Annotated in this window: 25 protein-coding genes; 10 read left to right on the top strand and 15 right to left on the bottom strand. The window is 32.5% G+C overall.

All coding sequences use genetic code 11. The features are described from left to right. Nucleotides 1–99: 99 nt before the first annotated feature. Nucleotides 100–1,290, bottom strand: coding sequence for a phosphoglycerate kinase (locus ACT53I_RS11000; RefSeq protein WP_213190229.1), 1,191 nt, complete (start codon nt 1,288–1,290; stop codon nt 100–102). 658 nt (nt 1,291–1,948) lie between these two features. Here ACT53I_RS11000 and ACT53I_RS10995 point away from each other — a divergent pair. From ACT53I_RS10995 to tsaB, 7 genes are all read left to right on the top strand, one after another. Next, nucleotides 1,949–2,380, top strand: coding sequence for an RpiB/LacA/LacB family sugar-phosphate isomerase (locus ACT53I_RS10995; RefSeq protein ID WP_476079690.1), 432 nt, complete (start codon nt 1,949–1,951; stop codon nt 2,378–2,380). A gap of 69 nt (nt 2,381–2,449) precedes the next feature. Next, the gene (gene rnr / locus ACT53I_RS10990; RefSeq protein ID WP_476079689.1) at nt 2,450–4,597 is read left to right on the top strand and encodes a ribonuclease R; all 2,148 of its coding nucleotides are present in this window, start codon (nt 2,450–2,452) and stop codon (nt 4,595–4,597) included. A 111-nt stretch (nt 4,598–4,708) separates the two neighbouring features. After that, nucleotides 4,709–5,395: a LysE family translocator gene (locus tag ACT53I_RS10985; protein ID WP_476079688.1), complete on the top strand. Its 687-nt coding sequence runs from the start codon at nt 4,709–4,711 to the stop codon at nt 5,393–5,395. Beyond that, nucleotides 5,392–6,321 carry a S66 peptidase family protein gene (locus ACT53I_RS10980; protein ID WP_476079687.1) on the top strand — a complete coding sequence of 310 codons (930 nt, stop codon included), beginning with the start codon at nt 5,392–5,394 and terminating at the stop codon, nt 6,319–6,321. The genes ACT53I_RS10985 and ACT53I_RS10980 overlap by 4 nt, the downstream gene beginning before the upstream one ends. 299 nt (nt 6,322–6,620) lie before the next feature. Beyond that, a complete protein-coding gene (locus ACT53I_RS10975; protein WP_476079686.1) occupies nt 6,621–6,992 on the top strand; it encodes a YraN family protein in 372 nt (123 codons plus the stop codon). A gap of 22 nt (nt 6,993–7,014) precedes the next feature. Beyond that, complete coding sequence (locus ACT53I_RS10970) at nt 7,015–7,764, top strand: SDR family NAD(P)-dependent oxidoreductase (RefSeq protein WP_476079685.1); 750 nt, start codon at nt 7,015–7,017, stop codon at nt 7,762–7,764. 94 nt (nt 7,765–7,858) lie between these two features. Beyond that, a complete protein-coding gene (tsaB, locus tag ACT53I_RS10965; protein WP_476079684.1) occupies nt 7,859–8,530 on the top strand; it encodes a tRNA (adenosine(37)-N6)-threonylcarbamoyltransferase complex dimerization subunit type 1 TsaB in 672 nt (223 codons plus the stop codon). 1 nt (nt 8,531) lies between these two features. Here tsaB and porW read toward each other — a convergent pair whose 3' ends face one another. From porW to ACT53I_RS10925, 8 genes are all read right to left on the bottom strand, one after another. Then, entirely contained in the window at nt 8,532–11,000 is a 2,469-nt protein-coding gene (gene porW, locus ACT53I_RS10960; RefSeq protein WP_476079683.1) for a type IX secretion system periplasmic lipoprotein PorW/SprE, read from the bottom strand. 77 nt (nt 11,001–11,077) lie between these two features. Next, nucleotides 11,078–11,638: a Maf family nucleotide pyrophosphatase gene (locus tag ACT53I_RS10955; protein WP_476079682.1), complete on the bottom strand. Its 561-nt coding sequence runs from the start codon at nt 11,636–11,638 to the stop codon at nt 11,078–11,080. A gap of 157 nt (nt 11,639–11,795) precedes the next feature. Continuing rightward, complete coding sequence (locus ACT53I_RS10950) at nt 11,796–12,314, bottom strand: KdsC family phosphatase (protein ID WP_374451380.1); 519 nt, start codon at nt 12,312–12,314, stop codon at nt 11,796–11,798. An 82-nt stretch (nt 12,315–12,396) separates the two neighbouring features. After that, nucleotides 12,397–13,152 (bottom strand): Rossmann-like and DUF2520 domain-containing protein, encoded by a 756-nt coding sequence (locus ACT53I_RS10945; protein ID WP_476079681.1) that lies wholly within the window; start codon nt 13,150–13,152, stop codon nt 12,397–12,399. A gap of 126 nt (nt 13,153–13,278) precedes the next feature. Continuing rightward, a complete protein-coding gene (locus tag ACT53I_RS10940) occupies nt 13,279–14,184 on the bottom strand; it encodes a glycosyltransferase family 9 protein (protein ID WP_476079891.1) in 906 nt (301 codons plus the stop codon). Between the two features lie 44 nt (nt 14,185–14,228). Then, nucleotides 14,229–14,648: a SufE family protein gene (locus ACT53I_RS10935; protein WP_371460825.1), complete on the bottom strand. Its 420-nt coding sequence runs from the start codon at nt 14,646–14,648 to the stop codon at nt 14,229–14,231. 142 nt (nt 14,649–14,790) lie between these two features. Then, on the bottom strand, nt 14,791–15,909 hold the full coding sequence (locus tag ACT53I_RS10930; protein ID WP_476079680.1) for a glycosyltransferase: 1,119 nt from the start codon (nt 15,907–15,909) through the stop codon (nt 14,791–14,793). 12 nt (nt 15,910–15,921) lie between these two features. Further along, complete coding sequence (locus ACT53I_RS10925; protein WP_069799835.1) at nt 15,922–16,140, bottom strand: uroporphyrinogen decarboxylase; 219 nt, start codon at nt 16,138–16,140, stop codon at nt 15,922–15,924. Between the two features lie 160 nt (nt 16,141–16,300). Here ACT53I_RS10925 and ACT53I_RS10920 point away from each other — a divergent pair, with 160 nt between their 5' ends. Beyond that, nucleotides 16,301–18,817: an ATP-dependent Clp protease ATP-binding subunit gene (locus tag ACT53I_RS10920; RefSeq protein ID WP_476079679.1), complete on the top strand. Its 2,517-nt coding sequence runs from the start codon at nt 16,301–16,303 to the stop codon at nt 18,815–18,817. Between the two features lie 34 nt (nt 18,818–18,851). Here ACT53I_RS10920 and ACT53I_RS10915 read toward each other — a convergent pair whose 3' ends face one another. The 3 genes from ACT53I_RS10915 to ACT53I_RS10905 all read right to left on the bottom strand — a co-directional run bounded on the left by ACT53I_RS10915 (nt 18,852) and on the right by ACT53I_RS10905 (nt 21,366). Further along, nucleotides 18,852–19,940, bottom strand: a complete 1,089-nt coding sequence (locus ACT53I_RS10915; protein WP_476079678.1) for an ImmA/IrrE family metallo-endopeptidase — start codon at nt 19,938–19,940, stop codon at nt 18,852–18,854. A 52-nt stretch (nt 19,941–19,992) separates the two neighbouring features. Then, nucleotides 19,993–20,643, bottom strand: a complete 651-nt coding sequence (locus ACT53I_RS10910; protein ID WP_476079677.1) for a hypothetical protein — start codon at nt 20,641–20,643, stop codon at nt 19,993–19,995. A gap of 198 nt (nt 20,644–20,841) precedes the next feature. Beyond that, nucleotides 20,842–21,366: a hypothetical protein gene (locus ACT53I_RS10905; protein WP_476079676.1), complete on the bottom strand. Its 525-nt coding sequence runs from the start codon at nt 21,364–21,366 to the stop codon at nt 20,842–20,844. 108 nt (nt 21,367–21,474) lie between these two features. Between ACT53I_RS10905 and mnmA the strand changes: the two genes are divergently transcribed. Both mnmA and ACT53I_RS10895 read left to right on the top strand, forming a co-directional pair. Continuing rightward, the gene (mnmA, locus tag ACT53I_RS10900; RefSeq protein WP_461376359.1) at nt 21,475–22,662 is read left to right on the top strand and encodes a tRNA 2-thiouridine(34) synthase MnmA; all 1,188 of its coding nucleotides are present in this window, start codon (nt 21,475–21,477) and stop codon (nt 22,660–22,662) included. Between the two features lie 130 nt (nt 22,663–22,792). Then, nucleotides 22,793–24,022, top strand: a complete 1,230-nt coding sequence (locus tag ACT53I_RS10895; RefSeq protein WP_476079675.1) for a DUF6051 family protein — start codon at nt 22,793–22,795, stop codon at nt 24,020–24,022. A 2-nt stretch (nt 24,023–24,024) separates the two neighbouring features. Here the strand turns inward: ACT53I_RS10895 and ACT53I_RS10890 are convergent, their stop codons facing one another. The 3 genes from ACT53I_RS10890 to ACT53I_RS10880 are packed head-to-tail and all read right to left on the bottom strand — an operon-like array spanning nt 24,025 to nt 25,395. Further along, nucleotides 24,025–24,339, bottom strand: a complete 315-nt coding sequence (locus ACT53I_RS10890) for a hypothetical protein (protein ID WP_476079674.1) — start codon at nt 24,337–24,339, stop codon at nt 24,025–24,027. 7 nt (nt 24,340–24,346) lie between these two features. Further along, nucleotides 24,347–25,087 carry a LytR/AlgR family response regulator transcription factor gene (locus ACT53I_RS10885; protein WP_476079673.1) on the bottom strand — a complete coding sequence of 247 codons (741 nt, stop codon included), beginning with the start codon at nt 25,085–25,087 and terminating at the stop codon, nt 24,347–24,349. Continuing rightward, a complete protein-coding gene (locus ACT53I_RS10880; protein ID WP_476079672.1) occupies nt 25,084–25,395 on the bottom strand; it encodes a 2TM domain-containing protein in 312 nt (103 codons plus the stop codon). Before ACT53I_RS10880 ends, ACT53I_RS10885 begins: the two co-directional genes overlap by 4 nt. Nucleotide 25,396 lies beyond the last annotated feature (1 nt).

Below are 25,396 nucleotides of genomic sequence, written 5' to 3'. Positions count from 1 at the left end.
AAAAAACTTCCCTTTTAATAAAACAAAAAAATCTTCAGAAAAATTTCTGAAGATTTTTTTATAACCTTTAAACTTAAATAAAGTTTAAATCAAAATTTTTTAATTATTTATTGCAGCAACTCCTGGAAGTTCTAAACCTTCTAAAGATTCTAACATAGCACCTCCTCCTGTTGAAACATAAGAAACTTTGTCTGCATAACCATTTTGTTTTACAAAAGCCACAGAATCTCCACCTCCAACTAAAGAGAAAGCTCCTAATTGTGTAGCTTCGTCTATACTGTCTCCTAAAGCTTTAGTTCCTGCTGAGAAATTTTCCATTTCAAAAACTCCAATCGGTCCGTTCCAAAGGATAGTTCTAGAATTCATAATCACATCATGGAAGATTTCTCTAGTTTTAGATCCTGCATCCATTCCCATCATATTTTCTGGAATGTGATAAATATCTACCTCTTCTCTGTGTGCATCATTATTAAATTCATCTGCAGCAATTACGTCTACAGGTAAGAAAACTTTTACATTATTTAATTTAGCTTTTTCTAAAATTTCTAAAGCCAAATCCATTTTATCAGCCTCTAATAAAGAAGTTCCTATATTTCCGCCTAAAGCTTTAATAAAAGTAAAAGACATTCCTCCTCCGATAATTAAATTATCAACTGCTGGTAAAATATTTTCGATAATGGTAATTTTAGTAGAAACTTTAGAACCACCCAATATTGCAGTTACTGGTTTTTCACCACTTCCTAATACTTTATCAATCGCTTCTAATTCTTTAGCCATTAATAAACCGAAAAATTTAGTTGAAGGGAAAAATTTAGCAATTACAGCAGTAGAAGCATGCGCTCTGTGAGCAGTACCAAAAGCATCATTTACATAAACATCTCCTAATTTTGCCAATTTTCCTGCAAATTCCTCATCTCCTGCTTCTTCTTCATTATAAAATCTAAGGTTTTCTAACAATAAAATTTCTCCTGGTTGAAGTTCAGCAGCTGCTTTTTCTGCAACTTCACCTATACAATCAGAAGCAAATTTCACTTCTTTTCCTAGAACTTTAGAAACTTCATCTACTATTTGAGAAAGAGAAAACTCTGGATTTACTTTACCTTTTGGTCTACCAAGATGCGTCATGATAATTACAGAACCTCCATCATTTAAGATTTTATCAATCGTAGGTTTAGCAGCAACTATTCTGGTATTATCCGTTACTTTTTTATTTTCATCTTGAGGTACATTGAAATCTACTCTAATTAATGCTTTTTTTCCAGCGAAACTGATATCATTAATGGTTTTCATAAATTTTTTTCTTTTTAAAGTTTTTAGATTATACTGCTTTTTTTAAAGCTTTACAAATTTAAGATTTCTAAAATGGCAAAAAGAAAAATCCTGAGAAAAATTTCCACAAACTGACGAAAAACATTTTCTAACATATTTTCTTCTTTTTAAGAAAAAAAGAAATGAATACTATTGTTGTAGTTGTGAATAATGGGGAAAACTATTTTCTAATTTTTTTACGGAAAGAGTTGTAGTACAATTCATAAGTTTTCCATATTATAAAATATTAATAATCAAATAAATAATAAGTTTACTAACAAATGTGAATATCTCTTATTTCATGCATATATTGAAAAACATGTTATGGAAAAACTAAAGAATTTGACCTCAAAAAAATAGATAAACAAAATCTATAATCTTGCAAGATTTTTTCTATTACACAAAAATTCTTTAACTTTTTATTTTATTTAGCAGAAGTTTTAAACATAGTAATTAACATTCTGTTAATAATTGTGTAACATTATCTTAAAATACTGTAAATTAGGATAATACAATTGAAAGTAATTTGCTGAGATTTTCTTAAACATTTGATTTTAAAGCTCATTTAAAAAATCGATTTTAAAATTTAATCCACAATTCACATTTAAAGTGTTAATTTTGTAGAAATAATAAGAATAAAATGAAAAAAATAGCAATCGCCGCAGATCACGCAGGCTATGAATACAAGGAATTTGCAAAGAAGCAATTAGAAGGAAAATATGAATTGATAGATTTTGGAACCCATGGTTTAGATTCTGTAGATTATCCAGATTTTGTACATCCTGCTGCAAGTGCTGTAGAAAACGGAGATTGTGAATTTGGAATTTTATTTTGTGGAAGTGGACAAGGTGTACAATTAAGTGCTAATAAACACCAAGGAATAAGATGTGCTCTAGCTTGGATGCCAGAAATTGCTGCTTTATCTCGACAACATAATAATTGTAATATGGTTGCAATGCCAGCCAGATTTATTGCCAAAGAATTGGCGCTAGAAATCATAGAGAAATTTCTCACCACCGATTTCGAAGGAGGAAGACATCAGAACAGAGTTGATAAAATCACTTGTAAATAAAACCATCTCCAACGAAAGTTGGAGATTTTTATTTAAATTTATAAAAATTAAAAAAACACTAAAACATATATGAAACAACAACATAAATCACAAAAACAAGACCAGAAACTTCGCGATATTGGGAAGCTCATTCTGCGTTTTATGAATAAAAAAGCGTCTAAAATCTACAATTACAAACAGATTGCAGACGGAATAGAATATAAAAATCCTAGACAAAGAGAACTTGTTATTCAGGCACTTCATAAATTGAAAGCCGAAGATAAAATTAAAGAAACAGAGAAGAATAAATATATTGTAAACCTTCAAATTACCGATACGTTAACCGGAGTTATCGATTTTGCAGCCAATGGAAATGCTTATGTAAAAGTAGAAGGAGTAGAAGATGACATTTTCATTCATCAAAAAAATGTAAAAGATGCGTTGCAAGGTGACACCGTTCTTATCGTCACCTATCATTTTAAAGGTAAGAAATTAGAAGGTTCTGTTTTAGAAGTTCTAGAACGTGCAAATGATACTTTTGTTGGGACTTTTCAGTTCGTTCCGCATAAAGATTTTGGATTTGTAGTCATTGATAAAAAACAAATCAACAACGACTTCTTTATCCCAAAAAATAAAATAAATAGCGCTAAAGATGGCGAAAAAGTAGTGGTGAAAATGCTGAATTGGGATGCTAATTCTAAAAATCCAGAAGGCGAAATTATTCAAGTTTTGGGGCTTCCTGGAGAACATGAAACTGAAATCCACTCTATTTTAGCAGAATATGGTTTACCTTATGAATTTCCACCAGAAGTAGAAGCTGAAGCAGATAAAATTGATAGAAAAATTACCGCTGCAGAAGTGAAAAAACGCAGAGATATGCGTAAAATTCTCACATTTACCATTGACCCAAAAGATGCAAAAGATTTTGATGATGCCCTTTCTTTACAGAAATTAGAAAATGGAAACTGGGAAATTGGTGTTCACATTGCAGACGTTTCGCATTATGTAAGACCGGGAACTATTTTAGATGATGAAGCATATAATAGAGCAACTTCTGTGTATTTAGTAGACAGAGTGGTTCCTATGCTTCCTGAAGTTTTGAGTAATGATGTTTGTTCACTTCGTCCCAATGAAGATAAATTCACGTTTTCTGCAGTTTTTGAATTAAATGATAAAGCTGAAGTTCAAAATCAATGGTTTGGAAGAACGGTTATTCATTCAGACAGAAGATTTACCTATGAAGAAGCGCAAGAACGAATTGAAACGAAAACAGGCGAATTGGCAGAAGAAATACTGGTATTAGATAAACTCGCTAAAATTCTAAGAAAAAATAGAATTAAAAATGGTGCAATTACTTTTGATAGAAGTGAAGTAAGATTCAATTTAGACGAAAATAATGAACCTATTGGTGTTTATTTTAAAATTAGCAAAGATTCTAATCATTTGATTGAAGAATTCATGCTTTTAGCCAATAGAAAAGTATCTGAATTTGTTTCATTAAACAGAAAAGGAGAAACTACTGGAAATACTTTTGTGTATAGAGTTCACGATGATCCTAATCCTACAAAATTAGAAGCTTTGAGAGAATTCGTAGGAACTTTTGGGTACAAAATGAACCTTGCCAATTCTAAAAAAGTAGCAGAATCACTCAATAATTTATTGCGAGATGTAAAAGGAAAAGGTGAAGAAAACATGATTGAAACTCTTGCCATGCGAAGCATGAGTAAAGCAGTTTATTCTACCAATCCTATTGGACATTACGGTTTAGGATTCGAATATTACTCGCACTTTACCTCTCCTATTCGTAGATATCCAGATTTAATTGCTCATCGTTTGTTACAGCATTATTTAGATGGAGGAAAATCTCCTTTTGCTGCAGAATACGAAGAATATTGCAAACATTGCAGTGATATGGAACGTCTCGCATCAGATGCAGAAAGAGATTCTATTAAATTTATGCAAGTAAAATTTATGGAAAAACATGTAGGAGAAGTTTTCGAAGGGGTGATTTCTGGAACAGCAGACTTTGGATTCTGGGTAGAAATTCCAGAAAACGGAGCAGAAGGTTTAATTAAATTGCGTGATTTGATGGATGATTCTTATTTCCATGAAGCTAAAACACATTCTATCGTAGGAATGAGAACAGGTAAAACCTATCAATTGGGAGACACCATAAAAATTAAAGTTGTAAAAGCAAATTTGGTAGCTAAACAATTAGATTTTAAAGTGGTGGATTAATGCTATTCATCACAAAGAATTAACTTTAAAATTTGTAAGATTTTAGTTCAAACAACAAGCAAAGTTTTAAAAAATATTAATCTTTAAATACTTATTTCTTACCTTTGTTAAATGCTTGAACTTATACTTTCGGCAATCGGATTAGGATTTATGTTGAGTCTTGTTTTTATAGGACCAATATTCTTTTTATTGATTGAGACTAGTTTTTGTAGAGGTCATCGTCATGCATTGGCATTAGATTTAGGCGTGATTACTGCAGATATTTTGTGTATTATAGCTGCTTATTTTGCCAGCGCAGATTTGGTAGAACTTATAGACAAACATCCAGGATTTTATAGAATCACAGCACTAATTATTTTGGTTTATGGTATCTTTATGATGGTTACCAAAACTCAAATGCATATAGCTAATGAGAAAAAAATCATCAGTCAAAATTATTTCAAAACCTTTGTAAATGGCTTCTTGTTCAATATTTTGAATGTAGGGGTTATTTTATTTTGGTTGGTTACCGTAATTTCGGTGAGAAATGAATATCCAGATTTACAGAATTTCTTGCTCTATATCAGTTTAGTGATTGCCACTTATCTTGTGATAGATTTACTCAAAATATTGTTAGCCAAGCAATTTCATTATAAATTGACTCAAAATTTAGCTAATAAAATCAGAAAAACTGTAGGGATTATTCTTATCATTTTTAGTTTTTTCATCTTTCTGCAGAGTTATAAAAAATTCAATCAATTTGATAAGCGTTTAGAAGAAGCAGAAAGCAAAGAAATCCTCTATCAAAAAGCAAAATGAAAAATATTATTTTTCCTAAAACTTTAAAAAAAGGTGATCAAATAGCTATTATTTCTCCTGCAGGATTTGTAGAAGAAGCATCACTTCAGAGCACTATCAGTTTGATAAAATCAAAAGGTTACGAACCTATTTTAGGAAAATATACTCTTGGGAAATTTGAAAATGGCTATAACTATTCAGGAACCGAAAAAGAAAGAATTCAGGATTTAAAATGGGCTTTAAATAACCCAGAAATTTCTGCAATTTGGGCTTCCAGAGGTGGTTACGGTTGTCAGCATTTATTGAGACATCTGAAACTTTCAGAATTTAGAGAAAATCCGAAATGGTATATTGGTTATTCTGATAATACAGTCATTAACAGTTATTTACTGAAAAATAATTTCGCTTCTATTCACGGACAAACCATTAAAACAGCGAGTTTCGGGGTTTCTGAAGGAAGCTATGAAGATATTTTCAAAATTTTAGAAGGAAAGAAAATTCATTATTCCGTAGAAAAACATCAATTCAATAAAAAAGGAAAAGCAGAAGGAGAGCTCATTGGCGGAAATTTAGCCTTGATTTATGCCCTTTTAGGAACTCCTTATTCATTTGATTTCAAAGATAAAATTCTTTTTATAGAAGACATTGGCGAGAATTTTTATTCACTTGACAGAATGTTGATAAGCCTTGATTTAGCAGGAGTTTTCAGAAAAATCAAAGGATTAATAATTGGCGGAATGACCAATATGGGCGATGCAAAAGAAAATAAAAACTATGATGAACCTTTTGACGAATTTGCTTACGAAATCATAGCTCAAAGAATAAAAAAATACAACTTCCCTACTCTATTTGGCTTTCCAAATGGGCATATTTTTGACAATAGACCACTAATTATTGGAGCAAAAGTTAAAATTGAGGTTGATAACAAGATAAAAGTTGAGTCTTAAAAATGGGAACTTTGGAATTTTCCTTATTCATTGGGCCGATAATTTTTGGGCTAGTTGCTTGGTTAAGAGGAACGTTTTTCAGAAGAAATATTATTAATAAAAAGAAAGAATTAAGAAGTCAGGTTATTTTCTCAATTTGGGCTTCTTTTATCTTTTGTTGCTTTTTGTTTTATGATGAATTTATAGAAAGTTCTAAAATATTTTATATAGCATTTTTATTTGATGTATTTTTAACTGTAATGTTTTTATTATTATTAAAGCAATTTAAAGACGACGAAATTTAAACTCGGAACTCATTTATGGCAGAACACAATGATTTTGGCAAACTTGCAGAAGAATTGGCAGAGCAATTTTTAGTCGAAAAAAACTATAAAATCTTAGCCAAAAACTTTCGTTTTCAAAAAGCAGAAGTAGATATCATTACAGAATTTGATGGGAAAATAGTAGTGATAGAAGTAAAAGCGAGAGGTAAAGATATTTTTATGGAACCTCATGAAGCAGTGACCAAAAAGAAAATTAAATCCATCGTTTCTGCCACAGACGAATACCTAAAATCTCTAAATATAGACAAAGAAGTAAGGTTTGATATTATTTCTGTCCTTCCAGACGAAACAGGAAAACTTAAAATTTCACACTTAGAAGACGCTTTTGAAGCATTTGATGCAAATTAAAAATAAATCTATCAACTATAAAATGAAAACAATATTCATCACTGGTGCAACTTCAGGAATAGGAAAAGCTACCGCAGAAACTTTTGCTAAACAAGGTCATAGATTGATTATTTGTGGTCGTAGAAAAGAAGTTTTAGAGCAATTACAAATCGAATTAAGCAAAATTACAGAAGTGTACAGTTTGGTTTTTGATGTAAGAAACCAAGAAGAAGTAGAAAATGCCATCCATTCACTTCCAGAAGAATGGAAAAACATAGATGTTTTGGTGAATAATGCAGGAAATGCTCATGGATTAGAATCGATATCCGAAGGAAATATTGCAGATTGGGATGCAATGATGGATGGAAATGTAAAAGGACTGCTGTATGTTTCTCAACCGATTATTAAAATCATGAAAGCAAGAAATACAGGTCATATCATCAATATTTCTTCGGTTGCTGCGAGACAAACGTATGCAAATGGTGTGGTATATTGTGCATCAAAACGCGCTGTAGACGTTATTTCTGAAGGAATGCGTTTAGAACTTACAGAATTTGGAATCAAAGTGACTAATATACAACCAGGAGCAGTAGAAACTGATTTTTCTAAAGTAAGATTCAAAGGAGATGAACAACGTGCTGCAACTGTTTATGCTGGTTATGATGCACTAAAAGCAGAAGATATTGCAGATGCTATTTCGTATTGTGTAAATGCACCAGAAAGAGTTTCTATTGCAGAATTATGCATTTATCCAAAAGCTCAGGCAGAACCAAGAACGATTCACCGTAAATAATTTGAAAATGTAATAATTTGAAGATTTGAAAATGTAAAACTATCTTTGTAAAAATTTTCAAATTCTCTCATATTCAAATCTTCAAATTTTAGAAATGAAAATCCTCCATATAGAAACCTCGTCTAAAAACTGTTCAGTTGCTATTTCTGATGGCGAAGAATTATTATGTCTTTGCGAAGAAGTTTCAGAAAGCTATAAGCAATCAGAATCGCTACACACTTTTGTAGAATGGGCTTTAGAAGGCGCAGAAATTTCTTTGAAAGATATTGAAGCAGTTTCATTAGGAAAAGGTCCAGGTTCTTACACAGGTCTTAGAATTGGCGCAGCTTCGGCAAAAGGTTTTTGCTATGGCTTGAAAGTTCCTCTCATTGCTGTAAATTCTCTAGAAACGATGATAGAGCCATTTTTAGGTCAAAACTATGATGTAATCATTCCATTAATCGATGCAAGAAGAATGGAGGTTTATTGCGCCGTTTTTGATGGAAATTCAGGGGAGATGTTGACGGAGACAGAAGCAAAAATCTTAGATGAACAATCTTTCAAAGAATTTGAGGGCAAAAAAATCCTTTTCGTAGGAGATGGAGCCAAAAAATCGCAAGAGATTTTACAAATTTCGGGAGCAGATTTTAATTCAGAAGTTTATCCTTCAGCAAAATATCTCATCAAAAAATCGGTGGAGAAATTCAACCGACAAGATTTTGAAGACGTGGCGTATTTCGAGCCGTTTTATTTAAAAGATTTCCACGGGGTAAAGAAGAAATCTTAACTTATTTTTTAGGTTTTAAATCTTTTGGTTGCAGCGGATCATCTTGTTGCATTTCTTGCAAGTTCCTTTGTTTAGAATTATTTTGCTGAATTCTTTCAGGATTTGTAGAGCTAGAATTCACATTCTGAGGCGCAACTGCTGGTTCATTTTTCGGTGAAATAGGATTTCCATTATCATCAAACTGTTCCACTTTTATATCGCTTTTCAGATATTGAAGCATTTCCTTCGCTTTTATACCTTCAGGAGTTTTCGAATAATTCAGCATTAATTGTTCTAGTTGAAGAATCATGATTTCTTTTCCTGCAGTTTTTCCTGTGTTAAAGGCATTCAACAAGGTAAATTTAGGAACCAAAACATCTTTTGGATATTTCTGTAAAGTTTCTTCAATCAATTTTTTAGAATCATCAAATTTTTCTTCGGAGTAAAGAGCAAAAGCTTGTGTATAGATTTTTTCTACTTCAGAATCAGACGTGGTGAAATCTGCTTTTTTAGGATTTTTCACAAATTCTGCATAAGAAGTGTAAGGATATTTCTCTAAAATCAACTGTTTCGCACGTTCTGCAGCACTCGGATTTTTTTCATAATTCATAGAAAAAATTTGATACAATGCTTGCAATTCGGTTTCTTCATCAGTCTTAGAATCTACCAAATCGTACAATGTTTTGGTGGCTAAAGAAGTATTAGAAAAGAAGTTTTCGTACATTCTTCCCAAACCAAGACTTGCCGTATCTCTGTCTTTTTTGAGCGCTAAAATTTCTTCTGCTTTGGTTGGAATTTTTTCAATATAGAAATCCGGTTCATATCTTCTAGGATCTGGAGCAGCCGTAATTCCAAGTGCTTCATTTTTAAGATCTTCTATAGAATTCATTTTGGTAGAAGTTCGCCAATTGTCGGTAAGCGCTCTATTTCCCCAAATTTGCTTAAATTCTTTTTCGCCTTTAGAAATATTGGCTTGATTGGCAAAATAGAAGCCTTTACTTCCATTAAAATCCATGAAAGAATTGTTGTTGTCTGTATTTTCTAGCAATGCAAAATCTACGGTTTCTACTCTGTTTTTGCTTTCTTTTTCTGCTTTTTTTCGTTCGAGTTCTTCTTTAGCTTCTTTGGTTTTTATGCCTTCAATATGTTTGTTGAAAAAGGCAATTCGCTCATCATTAGACATTTTAGTCAGTTTCAGAATGCTGTCATTCTTTTTGATGAGATAATAATTTTTAGAAATGTCTTTTATGTTTTCGGTAAGCGATTTTAGTTCTTCTTTTGCAGGTGCATAATTCATCGCAGCATAAGCAGAATCGTAATAAACACCAGCGCTTAGATAGTCATTATCTTCGAAAAATTTTTTCCCGATTTCATAGTAAGCCAAACCTCTAACTTGAGGATCAGATACTTTTTCTTTAATAGATTTCTGGAAAAATTCTTGTGCATCTTCCTTTTTACCAGCTTTTTTAGCCATTAAACCAAGCGCATAATAGAATTCATTTTTTCTAGAAGCATAGGTTCCTTTTTTACTGATTTTTTCTAGATATTCTTTTGCACCTTCGTAATCATCGTCTTTTCCGTTGAAAGTTTTGGCAATTTCTACCTGAGATTTTACTTCAAATTCAAAATTTCTGGCGTTTTTATAAGCAGTGACGAAACTTTCTCTCGCTTCTTCATTTTTGCCGAGATTGGCAAGGATTTGTCCACGAAGAAAAGCAATTCTGCTTCTTAATTTTTTGTTTTTATTAAGTTTGTAAGCACTTTCTAATTCTGTTACTGCATCTTCCTTTTTACCAGCGTTTAAAAGCATTTCCGAATAGAAAATACTGAGTAATTTTTTCTCAGATTTTTTGAGTTTTTTGTTCTCTTTCAGCTCACGGAAGGTTTCATCTGCGCGGTAATAGTCCTTCATTTTTCCGTAAGTGTAGGCTTCGTAAACTTTGGCTAAAGAAAGTCTCTTGTCTTTTTTATAAATTTTTTGAACTGTATTAAGTGCGTCAAGTGCTTCTAAAGGCTTATTTTGGAACAATCTGGCTTTTGCTAAAACAAGATAAGCATCAAAAATAGTTTTGTTTTTTTCTTCGCCCTTAAACATCATCGAATGTTTATCAATCGCTTTTTGAGCCTTCATTTCTGCGATTTCTAAAGTGCTAACTCCAGTATTGGCAACAGAAGCTCCAGTTTCGGTGTCATCTCTGTAAAAATCTTCTGGCGCTACTCCTTCTTCGTTATCAGAAACGCCTAAATTTTCCATTTGAGCAGAAGAAATTTGCTCTTCGTAAGTGAGTAATTTAATGTAAGGCGCATGAAAATTATCTCGATAAGATTTATCTCGCTGTTTTAATTCGGCATTGAGCGCTTCTTCTCCATTGAACAAAACATTGTAAAAAGTGGTGAAACCTTGATATTTACGGTTCAAATAGCCATCTTTTCTTGGCGAACAAGCCAAAAAAACTGCAGAACCTAAAGCGAGAAGTATATATTTTTTCATGGAGTGTTTTAATAACTGAAATTGCCACAATTTATTGTGATTGTGGCGAAAAACATTCAGTAAAAATAAGGAATTTTTTAGAAACCTAAATCTTTTAAAGTTTCGTAAACCAAATGTGTTGGCAATCCCATAATTGTGTAAAAACTGCCGTTGATTTTAGAGATTTTTGCCATGCCTAACCATTCCTGAATTCCGTAGCTTCCGGCTTTGTCAAAAGGATGATAATTTTCGATGTAAAAATTGATTTCTTGGTCAGTAATTTCTGAAAATTCTACATCTGCTATATCAGTTTTAGTGATAATTTTTTCAGAACTTTTAAATGAAACAGCGGTGTAAACTTGGTGTGTTTTTCCCGACAAATGTTGAAGCATTTCTACCACTTCTTCCCTATTTTTAGGCTTTCCGAGAACTTTTCCTTCAAAGGTAACAATGGTATCAGAAGTGAGCAAAATTTCATTTTTTTCTAAATTTCTATAAGCATTCGCTTTGAGTTCAGAAAGGTATCCTGCAATATTTTCTACGGTTAAATTTTCTGGAAAAACTTCGTCACAATCTATAGAAACCACCTCAAAATCAAAACCTAAACTTTGTAAAAGTTCTTTTCTTCTGGGTGAATTAGAGCCGAGTAATATTTTCATTTACGATTTTAGATTTTAGATTTTAGATTTTAGATTTTAGATTTTAGATTTTAGATTTTAGATTTTAGATTTTAAAAAGATATATAATTTACAACTTTTAATACAAACAGGAAAATTGTTTTCACTTTTTACTCTCCAATTCTACAAATTCTCCCACTTAAATAGACTGCGTATCATCGTCAATCCAAGTTCCTTGCACTTTCATGACTTGTTCTATCACGTCTCTTACAGCACCTTTTCCACCGTAAATAGGAGAAATATAGTCCGAAATTTCTTTCACTTCTGCTACAGAATTTGGCGGACAAGCCGAAATTCCAGAAATTTTCATCATTTTGATGTCTGGAATATCATCTCCCATCGTAAGAATTTCTTCGTTTTGAAGATTGTATTTGGCTTTAAACTCTTCGAATTTTTCTAATTTATGATGCACTTTTGCATAATAATCTGTGATGCCTAAATAATGAATTCTGTGACGAACCATGGGATCATCTCCACCGGTAATCACGCAGATTTTATAGTCTTTTTTCAATGCTTTTACCACTGCAAAACCATCTAAAACATTCATTACTCTGCACATATTTCCTTCTGGCAATAGATAAACGCTACCGTCTGTGAAAACGCCGTCTACATCAAAAACAAAGGCTTTTATATTTTTTAATTTTTCTAAATGACTCATATTTTCTATGTTGTAAAGTTGTAAAACCGCTAAGTTGTAAAGTTGTAAAAAATACGATTAACGACTTTACAAATAAGCGATTTTACTCAAAATGATACATTTTCTTTATCGATTCGTTTAAGGTTTTATAGATTTTTAGTTTTTCTTCATCGGTTAATAAAGATTCATGAAGCTTCAGCACTTTTTCATCATTTCTAATAGCAGGTCCAGTTTGTGCCAATTTTGGTTCTAATTCATGTATTTTCTGGGTAGTTTCGTCAATCAATGGCAAAAAATAATCAAACGGAATTCCTTGACTGTCAGATATTTCCTTAGCTCTCGCGTACAAATGATTCACAAAATTACAAGCAAAAACCGCGGTCAAATGAATGTATTTTCTTTTTTCATCATTGGCAAGCATTACATTTTTAGAAATTTTGGAAGCCAAATTTTTCAAAATTTCTTCGTCATTTTCGTTTTCTGCATCTATGAAAAATGGAATTTTAGAATAGTCTAAATTTTTAGATTTTGAAAACGTTTGAAGCGGATAAAAAACTGATTTTCTGTAATTTCCATTCAATGCTTCACGTGAAACCGAACCAGAAGTATGTGCAACCAAAGCATTTTCATTTTTGATGAGAGATGAAACTTCAGCAATCGAAGAATCACTCACCGAAATAATGTACACATCTGCATCAACTAGAGTTTCCGTAGAAGAAGGAATGGAAAATTGCTCAGAAATTTTCTGAAGTTCGGCGGTATTTCTTCCAAAAATTTGAGAAACAGGAATTTGAGCTTCGGTAAAAGCTTTTGCTAGGTGAAATGCCACATTTCCAGAACCGATGAGTACAATTTGCATAGAGCAAAGATAAGAAATACAAGTATTTATTGAGTTTAAAATTTAAACATTAAGTCTCTATTAAGGGATTAAGTTCATTAAGAAAACATCTTAGATGTTTTTAAAAAATTATGAATGAACTTAAATCTAAATTTTCTTCAAGATTTGTGAAATTTCTATTTGGTTAAGGCAAGCATAATCACCACGGAAACAAGGTTTATTTCCAAAAACAGAACACGGTCTGCATGCTAAATCTGTAATTTCTACAATGTCATTTTCGGACTGTCCGTATCCTAAAAATCCAGCGAAATAATGGGTAGCTCCCCAAACCGAAACCACTCTAGTTCCCACTAAACTTGCCAAATGCATATTGGCAGAATCCATAGAAATCATGAGTTCTAATTCCGAAATTTTCTGAAGTTCTTCTTTTAGTGAAAGTTTCCCAGCGAGAGAAGCTACATTTTCAATCTCTTGCTCCCATTTTGATAGAATTTCTACTTCCTTTTTTCCGCCACCAAAAAGATAAATTGGATGATTTTTAGAAAGCGTTTTCACCAATTCTAGAGATTTTTCAATCGGAAGCATTTTCCCTGCATGTTGCGCAAAAGGAGCAAATCCAATTCCAGATTTTTGTTGAGATTTTGGGAATAATTGATGAGAAAGTTTCAGCGTAAAACCTAATTTTCTGAAAACATCTGCATAGCGTTCTGTAGTTGGTTTCAGTGGTTTTTTAACCTTATTTTCCTTTCTCGTAAGTAATTTTTTTTCGGTTCTTCCTTTGTCAAGCGTTGCCGTTTTTTTGAAGAAAAAACTCAGAATTTTAGTGCGCAAAACATTGTGCAAATCGGCTACAAAATCTGGCTGAAATTCCTTTTTTAGTTCCAAAGCCAATTTTCTGAGTCCGAAAAATCCTTTGTAATCATCCAGATTTACGCCACGGAAAGTCAATCGCTCTACTCCATCGAATAAATCGGCAAAGTTTTTTCTGGAAACAAAAACAATTTCTGTGTCAGGATTTTGTGCCAAAAATTCTTTCAAAACAGGCACAATCATCGCAACATCTCCAAAAGCGGAAAAACGATATGCTAAGATTTTTTTCACGATTTTAACTGAAATGCAACCGCGTAGAACTTAATTTGTTTGGTCATTGCCATCAAACCATTGGCTCTAGAAGGCGATAAAAATTCTTGCAAACCGATTTTTGAGATAAAATCAAAGTCAGAATCCAAAATTTCTTGGGTAGAATGTCCGCTGTAAATTCTCACCAAAAGAGAAACAATTCCTTTCGGTAAAATCCCATCAGAATCTGCATTGAAGAATAGTTTTCCGTCTCTGAATTCGGCGTCTAACCAAACTTTTGACTGGCAACCTTTAATCAGATTTTCGTCTGTTTTTTTGTCTTCAGGCAAACCTTTCAGTTCTTTTCCCAAGTCTATAATGTATTCGTATTTCTGTTCCCAATCGTCCAGAAACTCGAATTCTTCTATGATTTCTTGTTGTTTTTCTTGAATTGTCATGGTACAAAGGTAAGAATTTTTAGAAACAGAAAATTTCTAAATATTTTCACTTGTAGTCCCGCTTTTCGCTGCAATTCCTCGTGCAGCAACTTTCGCCAAAGCTTACTGCGGGATTTTCGCTGCAATCGGGGTTATCAATTGGTTACTCGCTTCTTTTGAACTGTCTATGTTGTGGAGCTACTCTTTCATAAAGTTCCAGAATTTTCGGAGCTTCATTTTCCCAACAAAGTTCTTGGGCAGCAATTTCCAGTTGAGTCAAATAAGAACTTCTCCCCTTTTCTAAAACGGTTTTTACTTTTTCGGCCAAATGTTTTGGTTTGTGAGAAGTGATGAATTCGCCTACGTGATAATTTTCTACAATTTTCTGCATTTCGGGGAATTTAGAAACCACTACAGGAACTCTGGCTTGTATGTAATCTGAGATTTTATTCGGAAGTGAGTAGTAATAACTTAAGCCTTTATTTTCTTCGATGCTTAAACCTACATCTGCTTTTTCGGTGATTTTTCTTAAATCATCAGGATGTAGATTCCCTAAGAATTTTACTTTATTTTCTAGCTGTAAATTTCTCGTAAGTTGTTGATATTCTTCTAAAAAAGGACCTCTTCCTGCAATGTGAAATTCTGCATTTTCTATAAATTGCATCGCTTCAATCATCTTATCTATTCCTCTGGAATAATTGATGGTTCCTTGGTAAAGAATGATTTTAGGAGAGTTTTCAACGAAACTTTTCGGTGATTCTGATTTTTGAGGAAAATTTCTAATGACAATTGGCCTTTTAATCTTATAATTGGTTTCAAACCAATTGGCATAAGAGTCATTTGCCGTTATAAAATATTTGATTTTTCTAATCAAAGCATTTTCCAGAAGTCTCCAAACATGCTGAACCCAACGGTTGGTAACGGTTGGCATTTCGGTAAAAATCTCGTGACTATCCCAAACTAAAGGAATTCCTTTGATTTTTGAAACCAGATAATTGGGTAAAAGTGCATCTAAATCATTGGCGTGAAGAATTGTATTTCGGTCGGCTTTTTTCAGCAATACCAAGAATAATTTCCACTGAAATTCTAAATAAGCGAAACGTAATTTTTTGGACTGTAAAGAAATTCTTGAAAATGGATAAGGCCTTTTCATTTTGGGATTTCCGCCCCAATTATTACCAATTACTTCTATTTGGTAAGCATTTTCGTGCAAGGTTTTGCAGAATTTTTCTACACGCTGATCGGTGTATAAATTATTGAAAACGCTTACCAAAATTTTCATTATGTAAAACTTTTAATCGTGTTTTATTAAATGATAAAGTTGTATAACGCAAAGAATTGCGTTAGGAATAATGATAGGCCACAACATTCCGCTGAAAACACCATAAATCACAAAAGCGATACAACCGATAAGATTAATCACTCTAATTTGCTTAATGTTTTTCACCATAAAGCTCAGCACTACAAAGAATGATGCAGCATAACCTACATAATTTGCCCAATTCGCGTCCATTTCAAAAAAATTTAAGACGACAAAATTACTAATTTCCTGCTATTAATTTTGTAAAATAATGTCATAAAGTCATAATATGAGTTTGGTAAAGTATTTGTAACTTTGATTTACGAAATCAATTCATATTGACTTCATTAGAATTTTATTGAGAGAAATTATCATGGAAAATAAATTTTCAGAAGGCTTAACCAAAGTCTTCAAACACAGTAAAAGCGAAGCAAAACGTTTGCATAGCGAATTTTTATCGACTGAACATTTCTTGTTGGGAATTATTCAGACGGATAATTCTGCTAAAGAAATTTTAGAAAATCTTCAGGCAGATCTTACTCAGATTCGCAGAAAGATTGAAAACATGAATGTAAATACCAATCCTTTTTCAGAAGAAAAGGAAAATATTTCTTTCACCAAATTAGCAGATTATGCGGTAAAAAGAGCAGATTTAGAATGCAGACAATACAGAGCTTCAGAAATTAATACTGTTCATCTTTTGTTAGGAATTCTCTATAAAATGGAAGATCCTACGACCAATATTTTAAGTGCTTACGAAATTGATTATGATAGCGTAGCTAAAGAATATCAATCTATGCTTAAAAACTCTGGTCAGTTGCCAAAAAGTTCTGCGTATGATGATGACGAAGAGCGTGAAGAATATGGTCAAATGAAAAAACCTACCGGAAATCTAGGAACAGGAAAGAGCAAAACGCCAACTTTAGATAATTTTGGTAGAGACCTTACTGCGCTAGCTTCTGAAGGGAAATTAGACCCTGTAATTGGTAGAGAAAAAGAAATTGAAAGGGTTTCTCAAATTTTGTCAAGACGTAAGAAAAACAATCCGCTTTTGATTGGGGAACCAGGCGTTGGTAAATCTGCCATTGCAGAAGGTTTAGCGCTTAGAATCATGCAGAAAAAAGTATCAAGAGTTCTGTTTAACAAGCGTGTAATTACGTTGGATTTAGCAAGTTTAGTTGCTGGAACTAAATACAGAGGTCAGTTCGAAGAGAGAATGAAAGCGATTATGACGGAACTAGAGAAAAACAGAGACGTCATTCTTTTCATAGATGAGTTACACACGATTGTTGGTGCGGGAAGTTCTACAGGAAGTTTAGATGCTTCTAATATGTTTAAACCTGCTTTAGCAAGAGGCGAAATTCAATGCATCGGTGCGACTACTTTAGACGAATACCGTCAGTACATCGAAAAAGATGGTGCTTTAGAAAGACGTTTCCAAAAAGTAATGGTAGAACCTACTTCTGTGGAAGAAACCATCTTGATTTTGAATCAAATTAAAGACAAATACGAAGATCACCATAATGTAACGTATACAGACGAAGCAATTGCAGCGTGTGTAAACCTAACTTCGAGATATATTACCGATAGATTCCTTCCAGACAAAGCGATTGATGCGATGGACGAAGCAGGTTCTAGAGTGTATATTAAAAACATGAAAGTTCCTACTGACATCATTGAGCATGAAAAGCAAATTGAAGAAATTAAGGAACTGAAACAAAAAGCGGTAAAAGCTCAAGATTATTTAGAAGCGAGAAAATTAAAAGATGAAGAAGAGCGTTTACAGCTAGAATTGGCAGTGGCTCAAGACAAATGGGACAAAGAAGTAAAGGAGAAAAAAGAAGTGGTAACCGAAGAAAATGTAGCTGAGGTAGTTTCGATGATGTCTGGAGTTCCAGTAACGAAAGTGGGCAAAAACGAGATGGATAAATTAGCCAATATGGATAATTTACTCAACGGAAAAGTCATTGGCCAAGAAGATGCTGTGAAAAAAGTGGTGAAAGCCATCCAAAGAAATAGAGCAGGACTGAAAGATCCAAACAGACCGATTGGAACATTTATTTTCTTAGGAACAACAGGTGTTGGTAAAACCGAGTTGGCAAAAGTAATGGCTCGTGAATTATTCGATTCTGATGATGCATTGATTAGAATAGACATGAGTGAATACATGGAGAAATTCGCGGTTTCTAGATTGGTGGGAGCGCCTCCAGGATATGTAGGTTATGAAGAAGGCGGTCAATTAACCGAAGCAGTTCGTAGAAAACCTTATGCGGTAGTTTTATTAGACGAAATAGAAAAAGCACACCCAGATGTTTTCAATATTTTATTGCAAATTTTAGATGAAGGTCACGTTACCGATTCTTTGGGCAGAAAAGTAGATTTCAGAAATACAATAATCATCTTGACGTCTAACATCGGAACCAGAGATTTAAAAGACTTTGGTGATGGAGTAGGATTCGGAACTTCTGCTAAAAAATCGAATACAGATGCAAGAGCGAGAGCAACCATTGAAAACGCTTTGAAAAAAGCTTTTGCGCCAGAATTTTTGAATAGAATAGACGATATTATCATCTTCAATTCTCTTGAAAAAGAAGACATTAAGAAAATCATTGACCTTGAGTTAAATAAATTGTACAAACGTCTAGAAAAACTAAACTACAAAGTAGAATTAACAGACGAAGCTAGAGATTTCATCGCAGAGAAAGGCTGGGATAAAGATTTTGGAGCAAGACCTCTAAAACGTGCCATCCAAAAATATATAGAAGATTTATTGGCAGAAATGCTCGTAAACAAACAATTCTCTGAAGGCGAAACTGTAGTTCTAAAATTGAACGAAGCCAAAGATGCTTTAGAAGGTGAAACCCAAAAAAAATCTAAACAAAAAGCATAAAAAGAAACCTCCGAATTTTCGGAGGTTTTTTTAGTTAATTAAGAACAATTTTTAATTTGGTTCTTAATGGTAAATTATCTTTACCAAAAAGTTCTTCTCTTAACTTTTCTGTAAAACCTAATTGTTTATAAAAACCGTTATCAGTTTCAGATTCTAAAAGTTTAAACATTTTATTTAAAAGTGTGGGTTTTGCAATCTCAAACTCTAGAGGTTCTTGTTTTCTTATTGGTGCTAATTTCATCATCCAAAAGCGAAGCGTTTGTTGTGATATTGTGCCTAATGAATATGCACGATATACTAATGATGAAATAGACATATTCCATTCTAATTTCAAAGATTTTAGTTTTTCAAGTGTTAGTTGTCTCAAAGACGATTTTATATCTTTTTCTGGAGCTAAAAAAGAAGCAGCAAAGTGATTTGCTTCCGCTTCAATATCTCTGTCAATAGAAATTAAATCTTCAAAGTGTAATAGGAGATGTCCGAGTTCGTGAGCTATTGTGAAAACTTTTCTAGAATTAGGTATTTTATCATTTACTAAAATAACGGGAATTCCTTTCACATAAAAGCTAACTCCATCAAACTTATTATTATCGGAAGAAATAAAATCATAATCAAAAAAATGAATTATTATACCTTTACTCTCTAATAAATCAACAATGTTATTGATTGGTCCTCTACCAATTCCGAATTTTAATCTGATTTCTGTAGCTAAATATTCAAAATCAATTTTAAACTCATCGTTTTTTTCTTTAATAAAATCGTCAGTATTAATTTTAGGAAGACCATCAGCGTCTAAATCTATAATTTCTAAAGCTTCAGAAATAGTGTTGTGTAACAAGTTGAGTCTTGATTCAAAAAGAGCAAGCTTTGTTTTGGTTATTGAGGATAATTTTCTGTAAAATAGTTTTTGATTTACATTTTCTACATTTCTTTTAAAGAAACTTGGTTCAAAATATTCTTTAAATTTTTCAATTTGATTTTCTTCAAGGTTTTTATCTCCTTTTTCTAACTTACTAATAACAGGTTGAGATACACCAAGTAACTTTGCAAACTGCGATTGATTTAATCCATAAAAATCTCTAACAATTTTAATGGAAAATCCATTGTAAGCATTTGTTTCCATTTTATAAATTTTTTAAAAAGAACTTTGACTTTTTGATTTCTTCGGGTTAGAACTAAGCTATTGCTGAATCTGAATCAGATTCACCGTTTTGTTTATTTTTTGATTTTATAATGTTATCAGTATTTACTTTAGAAGCCTCTCTAATTCCATATTCTAAAGCGATACCTCCTCCATGATAATATTGCAGATTTACAAAATCTATAAAATCAGTAGTTTTCTTAAAACCAACAAAAAGTATTGGCGGAGAGGTTTTAAGATTTAATTTTGAAATTTCTGCACTCATTTTTTTAGACATTGTAAAAGGCAAGCCTTGTAAAACATCTTCGAATCTTTTTGTTTTCATGCCTTCAACGGTGTTTTCCTTACCTAAAGCTTTGAAACATAAAAAGAAACTATTGTCAACTAAAGCATAAGTCATTCTATAAGTTTCGAAAAACTTGACTCTATGTCTAGTCTTCTCATTGGCTAAAATCTTAGCTTTAAAAATGTCAATAATTGCATTGTTTAGAAGCATTGATTGCAGCGTTTTTTTACTAAAGAGATTAGGTTCGGTTTTCACCAAACCTAAAACTTTAGCATTACCTTCTGTTACTGCTTGATAAGCAGTTTCTAAAATTTCTTTGCAAATATTTGGTCTAAAATTTGCAAGATATCCGGTAAAAGTATTAGTTTTACCAAGAAAATAAAAATTAATATTTTTCATTAAAGTGTAAAGTATTTAATGAAGAAATCAAAAAAGTCAAAGAACTTAAAGCATCTTGCGGGAACAAGGTGCTTTTTTCTTGCATATAAATTATGCACTATACAAAAATAATAAAATATTTTTAATATTAAACAAATTTATAAAAAATATTCTAATATTATTTTTCCACAATAACAGAATTATATTTTTGATACATTCTTACAATCCAAAAACCACCCCAATATTAGGAACAAAACCACTGCTGAAAATACTGCTGTTTTGTTTCCAAAGTACATTATACATTCCGCCAATCTGCAAATAAGAATTATTACCCATTCTTTGCATATAACCGCCACCAATATAAAGTGCAGATTCGTTTGAACTGTATTTTTCTTCTGAAGATTTTATTTTTTGACTGATAAAATATTCCTGAAATTGAGAACCCAAATAGAAATTTCTGCCCAAATAATAATTCACAAATGGCCCAATTCCAAACAAAGTGGAGTAAGAATAAGATGAGTTTTGCCAATTGAGACTTCCCATCAAACCTGTTTCTAAATTTTCATAAATTTTATAGCCTACTCTTGGTGCAATATGTACTGCAATGCCGCTATTACTGCCAAAACTGCCAGTTAAACCAGCATAACCACCAAAAGTCCATTTAGAGTTTTGCGTAGGAGTTTCCACCTGTGAAAATGCCGAAAAAGACATCAGCATCAGAAAGAATAGAGATAATTTTTTCATTTTTAGAAAATTTCTATAATTCAAATTTAGCAGAAAAATTTCAAATGAGTTTTTAATTCGTAATTTTGCAGTCGTAAAACTTTCCCTTAACGAAAGCGTAACTCAATTATGAAAATAGTAGTCGGTTTATCAGGAGGTGTAGACTCCAGCGTTGCAGCATATTTGTTGCAGAAACAAGGTCACGAAGTCATCGGACTTTTTATGAGAAATTGGAATGATGCTTCGGTAACTTTAGAAGATGAATGTCCTTGGATTGAAGACAGTAATGATGCCCTTTTAGTGGCCAAAAAATTGGGAATTCCGTTCCAAGTGATTGATATGAGCGAACTCTACAAAGAACGCATTGTAGATTATATGTTTGCCGAATATGAAAAGGGTAGAACACCCAATCCTGATGTGCTTTGTAACCGAGAGGTAAAATTCGATGTTTTTCTAGAAACAGCACTTTCACTAGGTGCAGATAAAGTTGCAACAGGACATTACGCCAGATTAGATTCTTTTACCAACGAAAATGGGGAAGAAGTGTATCAACTTTTGGCAGGAAAAGATAACAACAAAGATCAAAGTTATTTCTTGTGTCAATTGAACCAAAAACAGCTTTCTAAAGCGCTTTTCCCAATTGGCGAACTTACTAAACCAGAAGTAAGAGAAATTGCCAGAGAAATGGAATTGGCAACTGCGGATAAAAAAGATTCTCAAGGTCTTTGTTTCATCGGGAAAGTAAGTTTGCCGACTTTTCTTCAGCAACAATTAAAAGCCAAAGAAGGCGAAATTGTAGAAATTTTCAGTGATTTTGCTGAATATCACAAAGAAAAACCTGAATTTTCTTCAAAATTAGAAGAGTTAGAATATTTGTCTGCAAAAATCCATTACAAAAAATCTGACGGAAAAGTAATTGGCAAACATCAAGGTGCACAATTCTACACAATCGGACAAAGTAAAGGCTTGGGAATTGGCGGACATAAAGAATCTTGTTTCCTCATTTCCAGAGATATGGAAAATAATTTGGTGTATGTAGGAGAAGGAAGAAATTTCCCAGGATTATTTAGAAAAGCTTTGAAAATTGACAATTCAGAATTGCATTGGGTTCGTGAAGATTTGCGTTTGAAAAACGGAGAATCTATGGAAGTAATGGCAAGAATTAGATATCGTCAACCTCTAGAAAAAGCCACGCTTTATCAGTTTGAAGAAGGATTTTTTATAGAATTCGAAAATCCACAATCCGCTATAGCGGAAGGACAGTTCGCAGCTTGGTATGTAGGCGAAGAATTATTAGGAAGCGGAGTGATTTCTTAGAAATTTTAAAATATGTAGAAGCAGTCATTTCAGGCTGCTTTTTTATGTTTAGAATAAGAAAAAACCTTATCAATAAAGGCTTTTAAGCAATAAATACTTTTATTTTGAAGTTATAATTAAAATGATGCTTATGAATTACAATGAACTCTATGAAATTTTAAAAGAAAACTTTGAAAAAGAAGGAAATTTCAAAACAATTGAAGACTTAAATGTAACGATAGAAACCATTCATTTTCATTCTAAAAAAGCAGATTTACTCAATGGTTCTTTTTCTACCACATCCTGCGAAAAACACCAAACACATTTCAAGGAAAGCAATGAAAATCAAATACTTTATGGGTTTTCTAGCATTGATGTAAAAGATTTTGACATCGAAAGAAATAAACATTTCGACTATTATATTCTCAAAAGAGCAGATGTAGAAATCGCCGAAGGAACGCTCATTTTTTTCCATGGATTGAACGAGAAAAAGTGGGATAAATATTTGCCTTGGGCTTATGAATTGGCTCAAAAAACCAAAAAAGCCATCATTCTTTTCCCGATTGCTTTTCACATGAACAGAGCCGAAGAAATCTGGAGTGACAGACGTGCAATGGTAGAAGTAGCACAGTTTAGAAAGAAAAATTATCCCGAAAATACCAATTGTTCATTTGTAAATGCAGCCATTAGTTCACGTTTAGAAGCGCATCCTCAGAGAATTTTTTGGTCTGGTTTTCAGACGTATTCAGATGTGATACAAGTGGTGAAAGACATTAGAAATCAGAAGATTAAAAGTATTTCAACTGAAACTTCTATTGATTTATTTGGCTATTCTATTGGTTCATTTTTGTCGATGATTCTAAAAATGGCAGATCCTGAAGGAATTTTTGAAAATTCTAAACTCTTTTGTTTTTGTGGTGGAATGACGATTGATAGAATGTTCCCGATTTCTAAATACATTATGGATGCAAGAGCTGCCATAAAAATGCAAACGGTTTTTGCAGAATTATTGAGTTCTGATTTTCAGTCAGATGAAAGATTAGGTCATTTTCAAGACGAGAAATTACATCCGCAGGAAAGTTGGTTCAAAATGATGTTGAGGTACAATTATTTCCAAAAAGAAAGAGAAGACAGAATTAAAAAACTGCATCATCAAATCAAACTCTATGTCCTTGAAAAAGACGAAGTTGCACCACCAATGGAAGCACTCAATACTTTGCAAGGTGGTTACAGAAATATAAAAACTGAGGTAGAAATACAGGATTTTCCGTATGAATATTCGCACATGGTTCCGTTTCCTTTAACCAATAAAATTCAGAAAGAAGTTACGGAAGCTTTTCAGCATTTTATCAATTCTGCAAGTGCGTTTTATAATGGTTGATATTAAAAAGCATTAATAATAACCGCGCCACGTTTTTCTACGCCATAAATTGTTTTTGCGCCATTTTCATTTAAAAGATTTACAGATTCTATTCTAGATTTTTTTAAAGGAATTTTTATAGTGTCTAGATTTTCATCATATTTAAAAACTTCACCATTAATAATGATAAGGGGATTTTTAGATAAAACTCCATCTGAATAGCCTCTTTTTACTTCTTGGTTGAGGAAAAATTTGTCATCATTTTTTTCTTCTAAAACAAAGGTTTTTGGATGGCAACTCATTAAGAATAGAACAACAAAAGCAGTCAATTTTTTCATATTTCAATTATTTTACCAACCAATCTTTAAAATCTTTCACACGTTCTCTGCTAACTGTAATTTCCTCGGCAGGTTGCGCTTGCAATTCTACTTTGTAATTCGGTGAAGTATGAATGTTTTTGATACAATCTGAACTGATGATAAACTGTCTGTTTACACGGAAAAACGTCTTTTCATCCAAAACTTCTTCTAATTCATCTAAGGTAAAATCTGTTGGGAAACTGCGTTCTAAAGTCTGTGCGTAAACAATCTTGTTTTCAGAATAAAAACAGCAAATTTCTTCAGTTTTGATGACCTTTAAATTATAACCAATTTTCACTAGAATTCTAGACAATTTCGGCTGATTTTCTTTGATTAAAGATTTCATTTCCAAAGCATTGTGTGTTTCTTCGGAAGGTAAAAAACTTTTGAATTTTTCAATTGCTTTGGCTAAATCTTCTTCTGAAATTGGCTTGAGAAGATAATCTATGGAATTGAGTTTGAAGGCTTTCAACGTGTATTGATCAAAAGCGGTGGTGTAAATGATGAAACTTTTGGTAGGAACTTTTTCAAAAATATCAAAAGACAAACCATCACCCAAAACGATGTCTGAAAATATCAGTTTAGGATGTTCGTTTTTACTGAACCAATCTACAGCGTCTTCCACAGAATGAAGTGTTGCGACCAATTGTAAATCAGGGAAATTGCTTATTAATCTTTCGAGTTTTCTTGCGGCTGGTTTTTCGTCTTCTATAATTACTACTTTCATATTTTAAAATTTCTATTTCTTTCCATCAATTCACGAATTTTCTTTTCTTCCCAGTTTTTTCCGAGGATAAAATTAGGCAAGAAAACGGACAAACCATGCGCAAAAAGTCCAATTCCCCAAAGTCCAATTCCCCAGAATTGATTCTGCTGGAAAAATGTTTCAAAAGAATCGTATTTTATGGATGTTGACAAAATTAAAAACAAGTTGACTAACACATAAACCAAAGCGTGAATATAGAAACCTTTGATTTCTTTCACCCTTTTTCTGGCTCTTTCGTATTGAATATTTTTATCGTTTACAGGGTCCATT

The sequence above is a fragment of the Cloacibacterium sp. DMC96 genome (assembly GCF_056313765.1).
Note: the sequence above shows the minus strand (reverse complement) of the source record. Positions and strands in the feature narration are given on the sequence as shown.

Coding starts and splice junctions, on each gene's coding strand:
- ACT53I_RS11000 (WP_213190229.1), bottom strand. CDS start 1,290: ATGAAAACCATTAATGATATCAGTTTCGCTGGAAAAAAAGCATTAATT.
- ACT53I_RS10995 (WP_476079690.1), top strand. CDS start 1,949: ATGAAAAAAATAGCAATCGCCGCAGATCACGCAGGCTATGAATACAAG.
- rnr (WP_476079689.1), top strand. CDS start 2,450: ATGAAACAACAACATAAATCACAAAAACAAGACCAGAAACTTCGCGAT.
- ACT53I_RS10985 (WP_476079688.1), top strand. CDS start 4,709: ATGCTTGAACTTATACTTTCGGCAATCGGATTAGGATTTATGTTGAGT.
- ACT53I_RS10980 (WP_476079687.1), top strand. CDS start 5,392: ATGAAAAATATTATTTTTCCTAAAACTTTAAAAAAAGGTGATCAAATA.
- ACT53I_RS10975 (WP_476079686.1), top strand. CDS start 6,621: ATGGCAGAACACAATGATTTTGGCAAACTTGCAGAAGAATTGGCAGAG.
- ACT53I_RS10970 (WP_476079685.1), top strand. CDS start 7,015: ATGAAAACAATATTCATCACTGGTGCAACTTCAGGAATAGGAAAAGCT.
- tsaB (WP_476079684.1), top strand. CDS start 7,859: ATGAAAATCCTCCATATAGAAACCTCGTCTAAAAACTGTTCAGTTGCT.
- porW (WP_476079683.1), bottom strand. CDS start 11,000: ATGAAAAAATATATACTTCTCGCTTTAGGTTCTGCAGTTTTTTTGGCT.
- ACT53I_RS10955 (WP_476079682.1), bottom strand. CDS start 11,638: ATGAAAATATTACTCGGCTCTAATTCACCCAGAAGAAAAGAACTTTTA.
- ACT53I_RS10950 (WP_374451380.1), bottom strand. CDS start 12,314: ATGAGTCATTTAGAAAAATTAAAAAATATAAAAGCCTTTGTTTTTGAT.
- ACT53I_RS10945 (WP_476079681.1), bottom strand. CDS start 13,152: ATGCAAATTGTACTCATCGGTTCTGGAAATGTGGCATTTCACCTAGCA.
- ACT53I_RS10940 (WP_476079891.1), bottom strand. CDS start 14,184: ATGATTGTGCCTGTTTTGAAAGAATTTTTGGCACAAAATCCTGACACA.
- ACT53I_RS10935 (WP_371460825.1), bottom strand. CDS start 14,648: ATGACAATTCAAGAAAAACAACAAGAAATCATAGAAGAATTCGAGTTT.
- ACT53I_RS10930 (WP_476079680.1), bottom strand. CDS start 15,909: ATGAAAATTTTGGTAAGCGTTTTCAATAATTTATACACCGATCAGCGT.
- ACT53I_RS10925 (WP_069799835.1), bottom strand. CDS start 16,140: ATGGACGCGAATTGGGCAAATTATGTAGGTTATGCTGCATCATTCTTT.
- ACT53I_RS10920 (WP_476079679.1), top strand. CDS start 16,301: ATGGAAAATAAATTTTCAGAAGGCTTAACCAAAGTCTTCAAACACAGT.
- ACT53I_RS10915 (WP_476079678.1), bottom strand. CDS start 19,940: ATGGAAACAAATGCTTACAATGGATTTTCCATTAAAATTGTTAGAGAT.
- ACT53I_RS10910 (WP_476079677.1), bottom strand. CDS start 20,643: ATGAAAAATATTAATTTTTATTTTCTTGGTAAAACTAATACTTTTACC.
- ACT53I_RS10905 (WP_476079676.1), bottom strand. CDS start 21,366: ATGAAAAAATTATCTCTATTCTTTCTGATGCTGATGTCTTTTTCGGCA.
- mnmA (WP_461376359.1), top strand. CDS start 21,475: ATGAAAATAGTAGTCGGTTTATCAGGAGGTGTAGACTCCAGCGTTGCA.
- ACT53I_RS10895 (WP_476079675.1), top strand. CDS start 22,793: ATGAATTACAATGAACTCTATGAAATTTTAAAAGAAAACTTTGAAAAA.
- ACT53I_RS10890 (WP_476079674.1), bottom strand. CDS start 24,339: ATGAAAAAATTGACTGCTTTTGTTGTTCTATTCTTAATGAGTTGCCAT.
- ACT53I_RS10885 (WP_476079673.1), bottom strand. CDS start 25,087: ATGAAAGTAGTAATTATAGAAGACGAAAAACCAGCCGCAAGAAAACTC.
- ACT53I_RS10880 (WP_476079672.1), bottom strand. CDS start 25,395: ATGGACCCTGTAAACGATAAAAATATTCAATACGAAAGAGCCAGAAAA.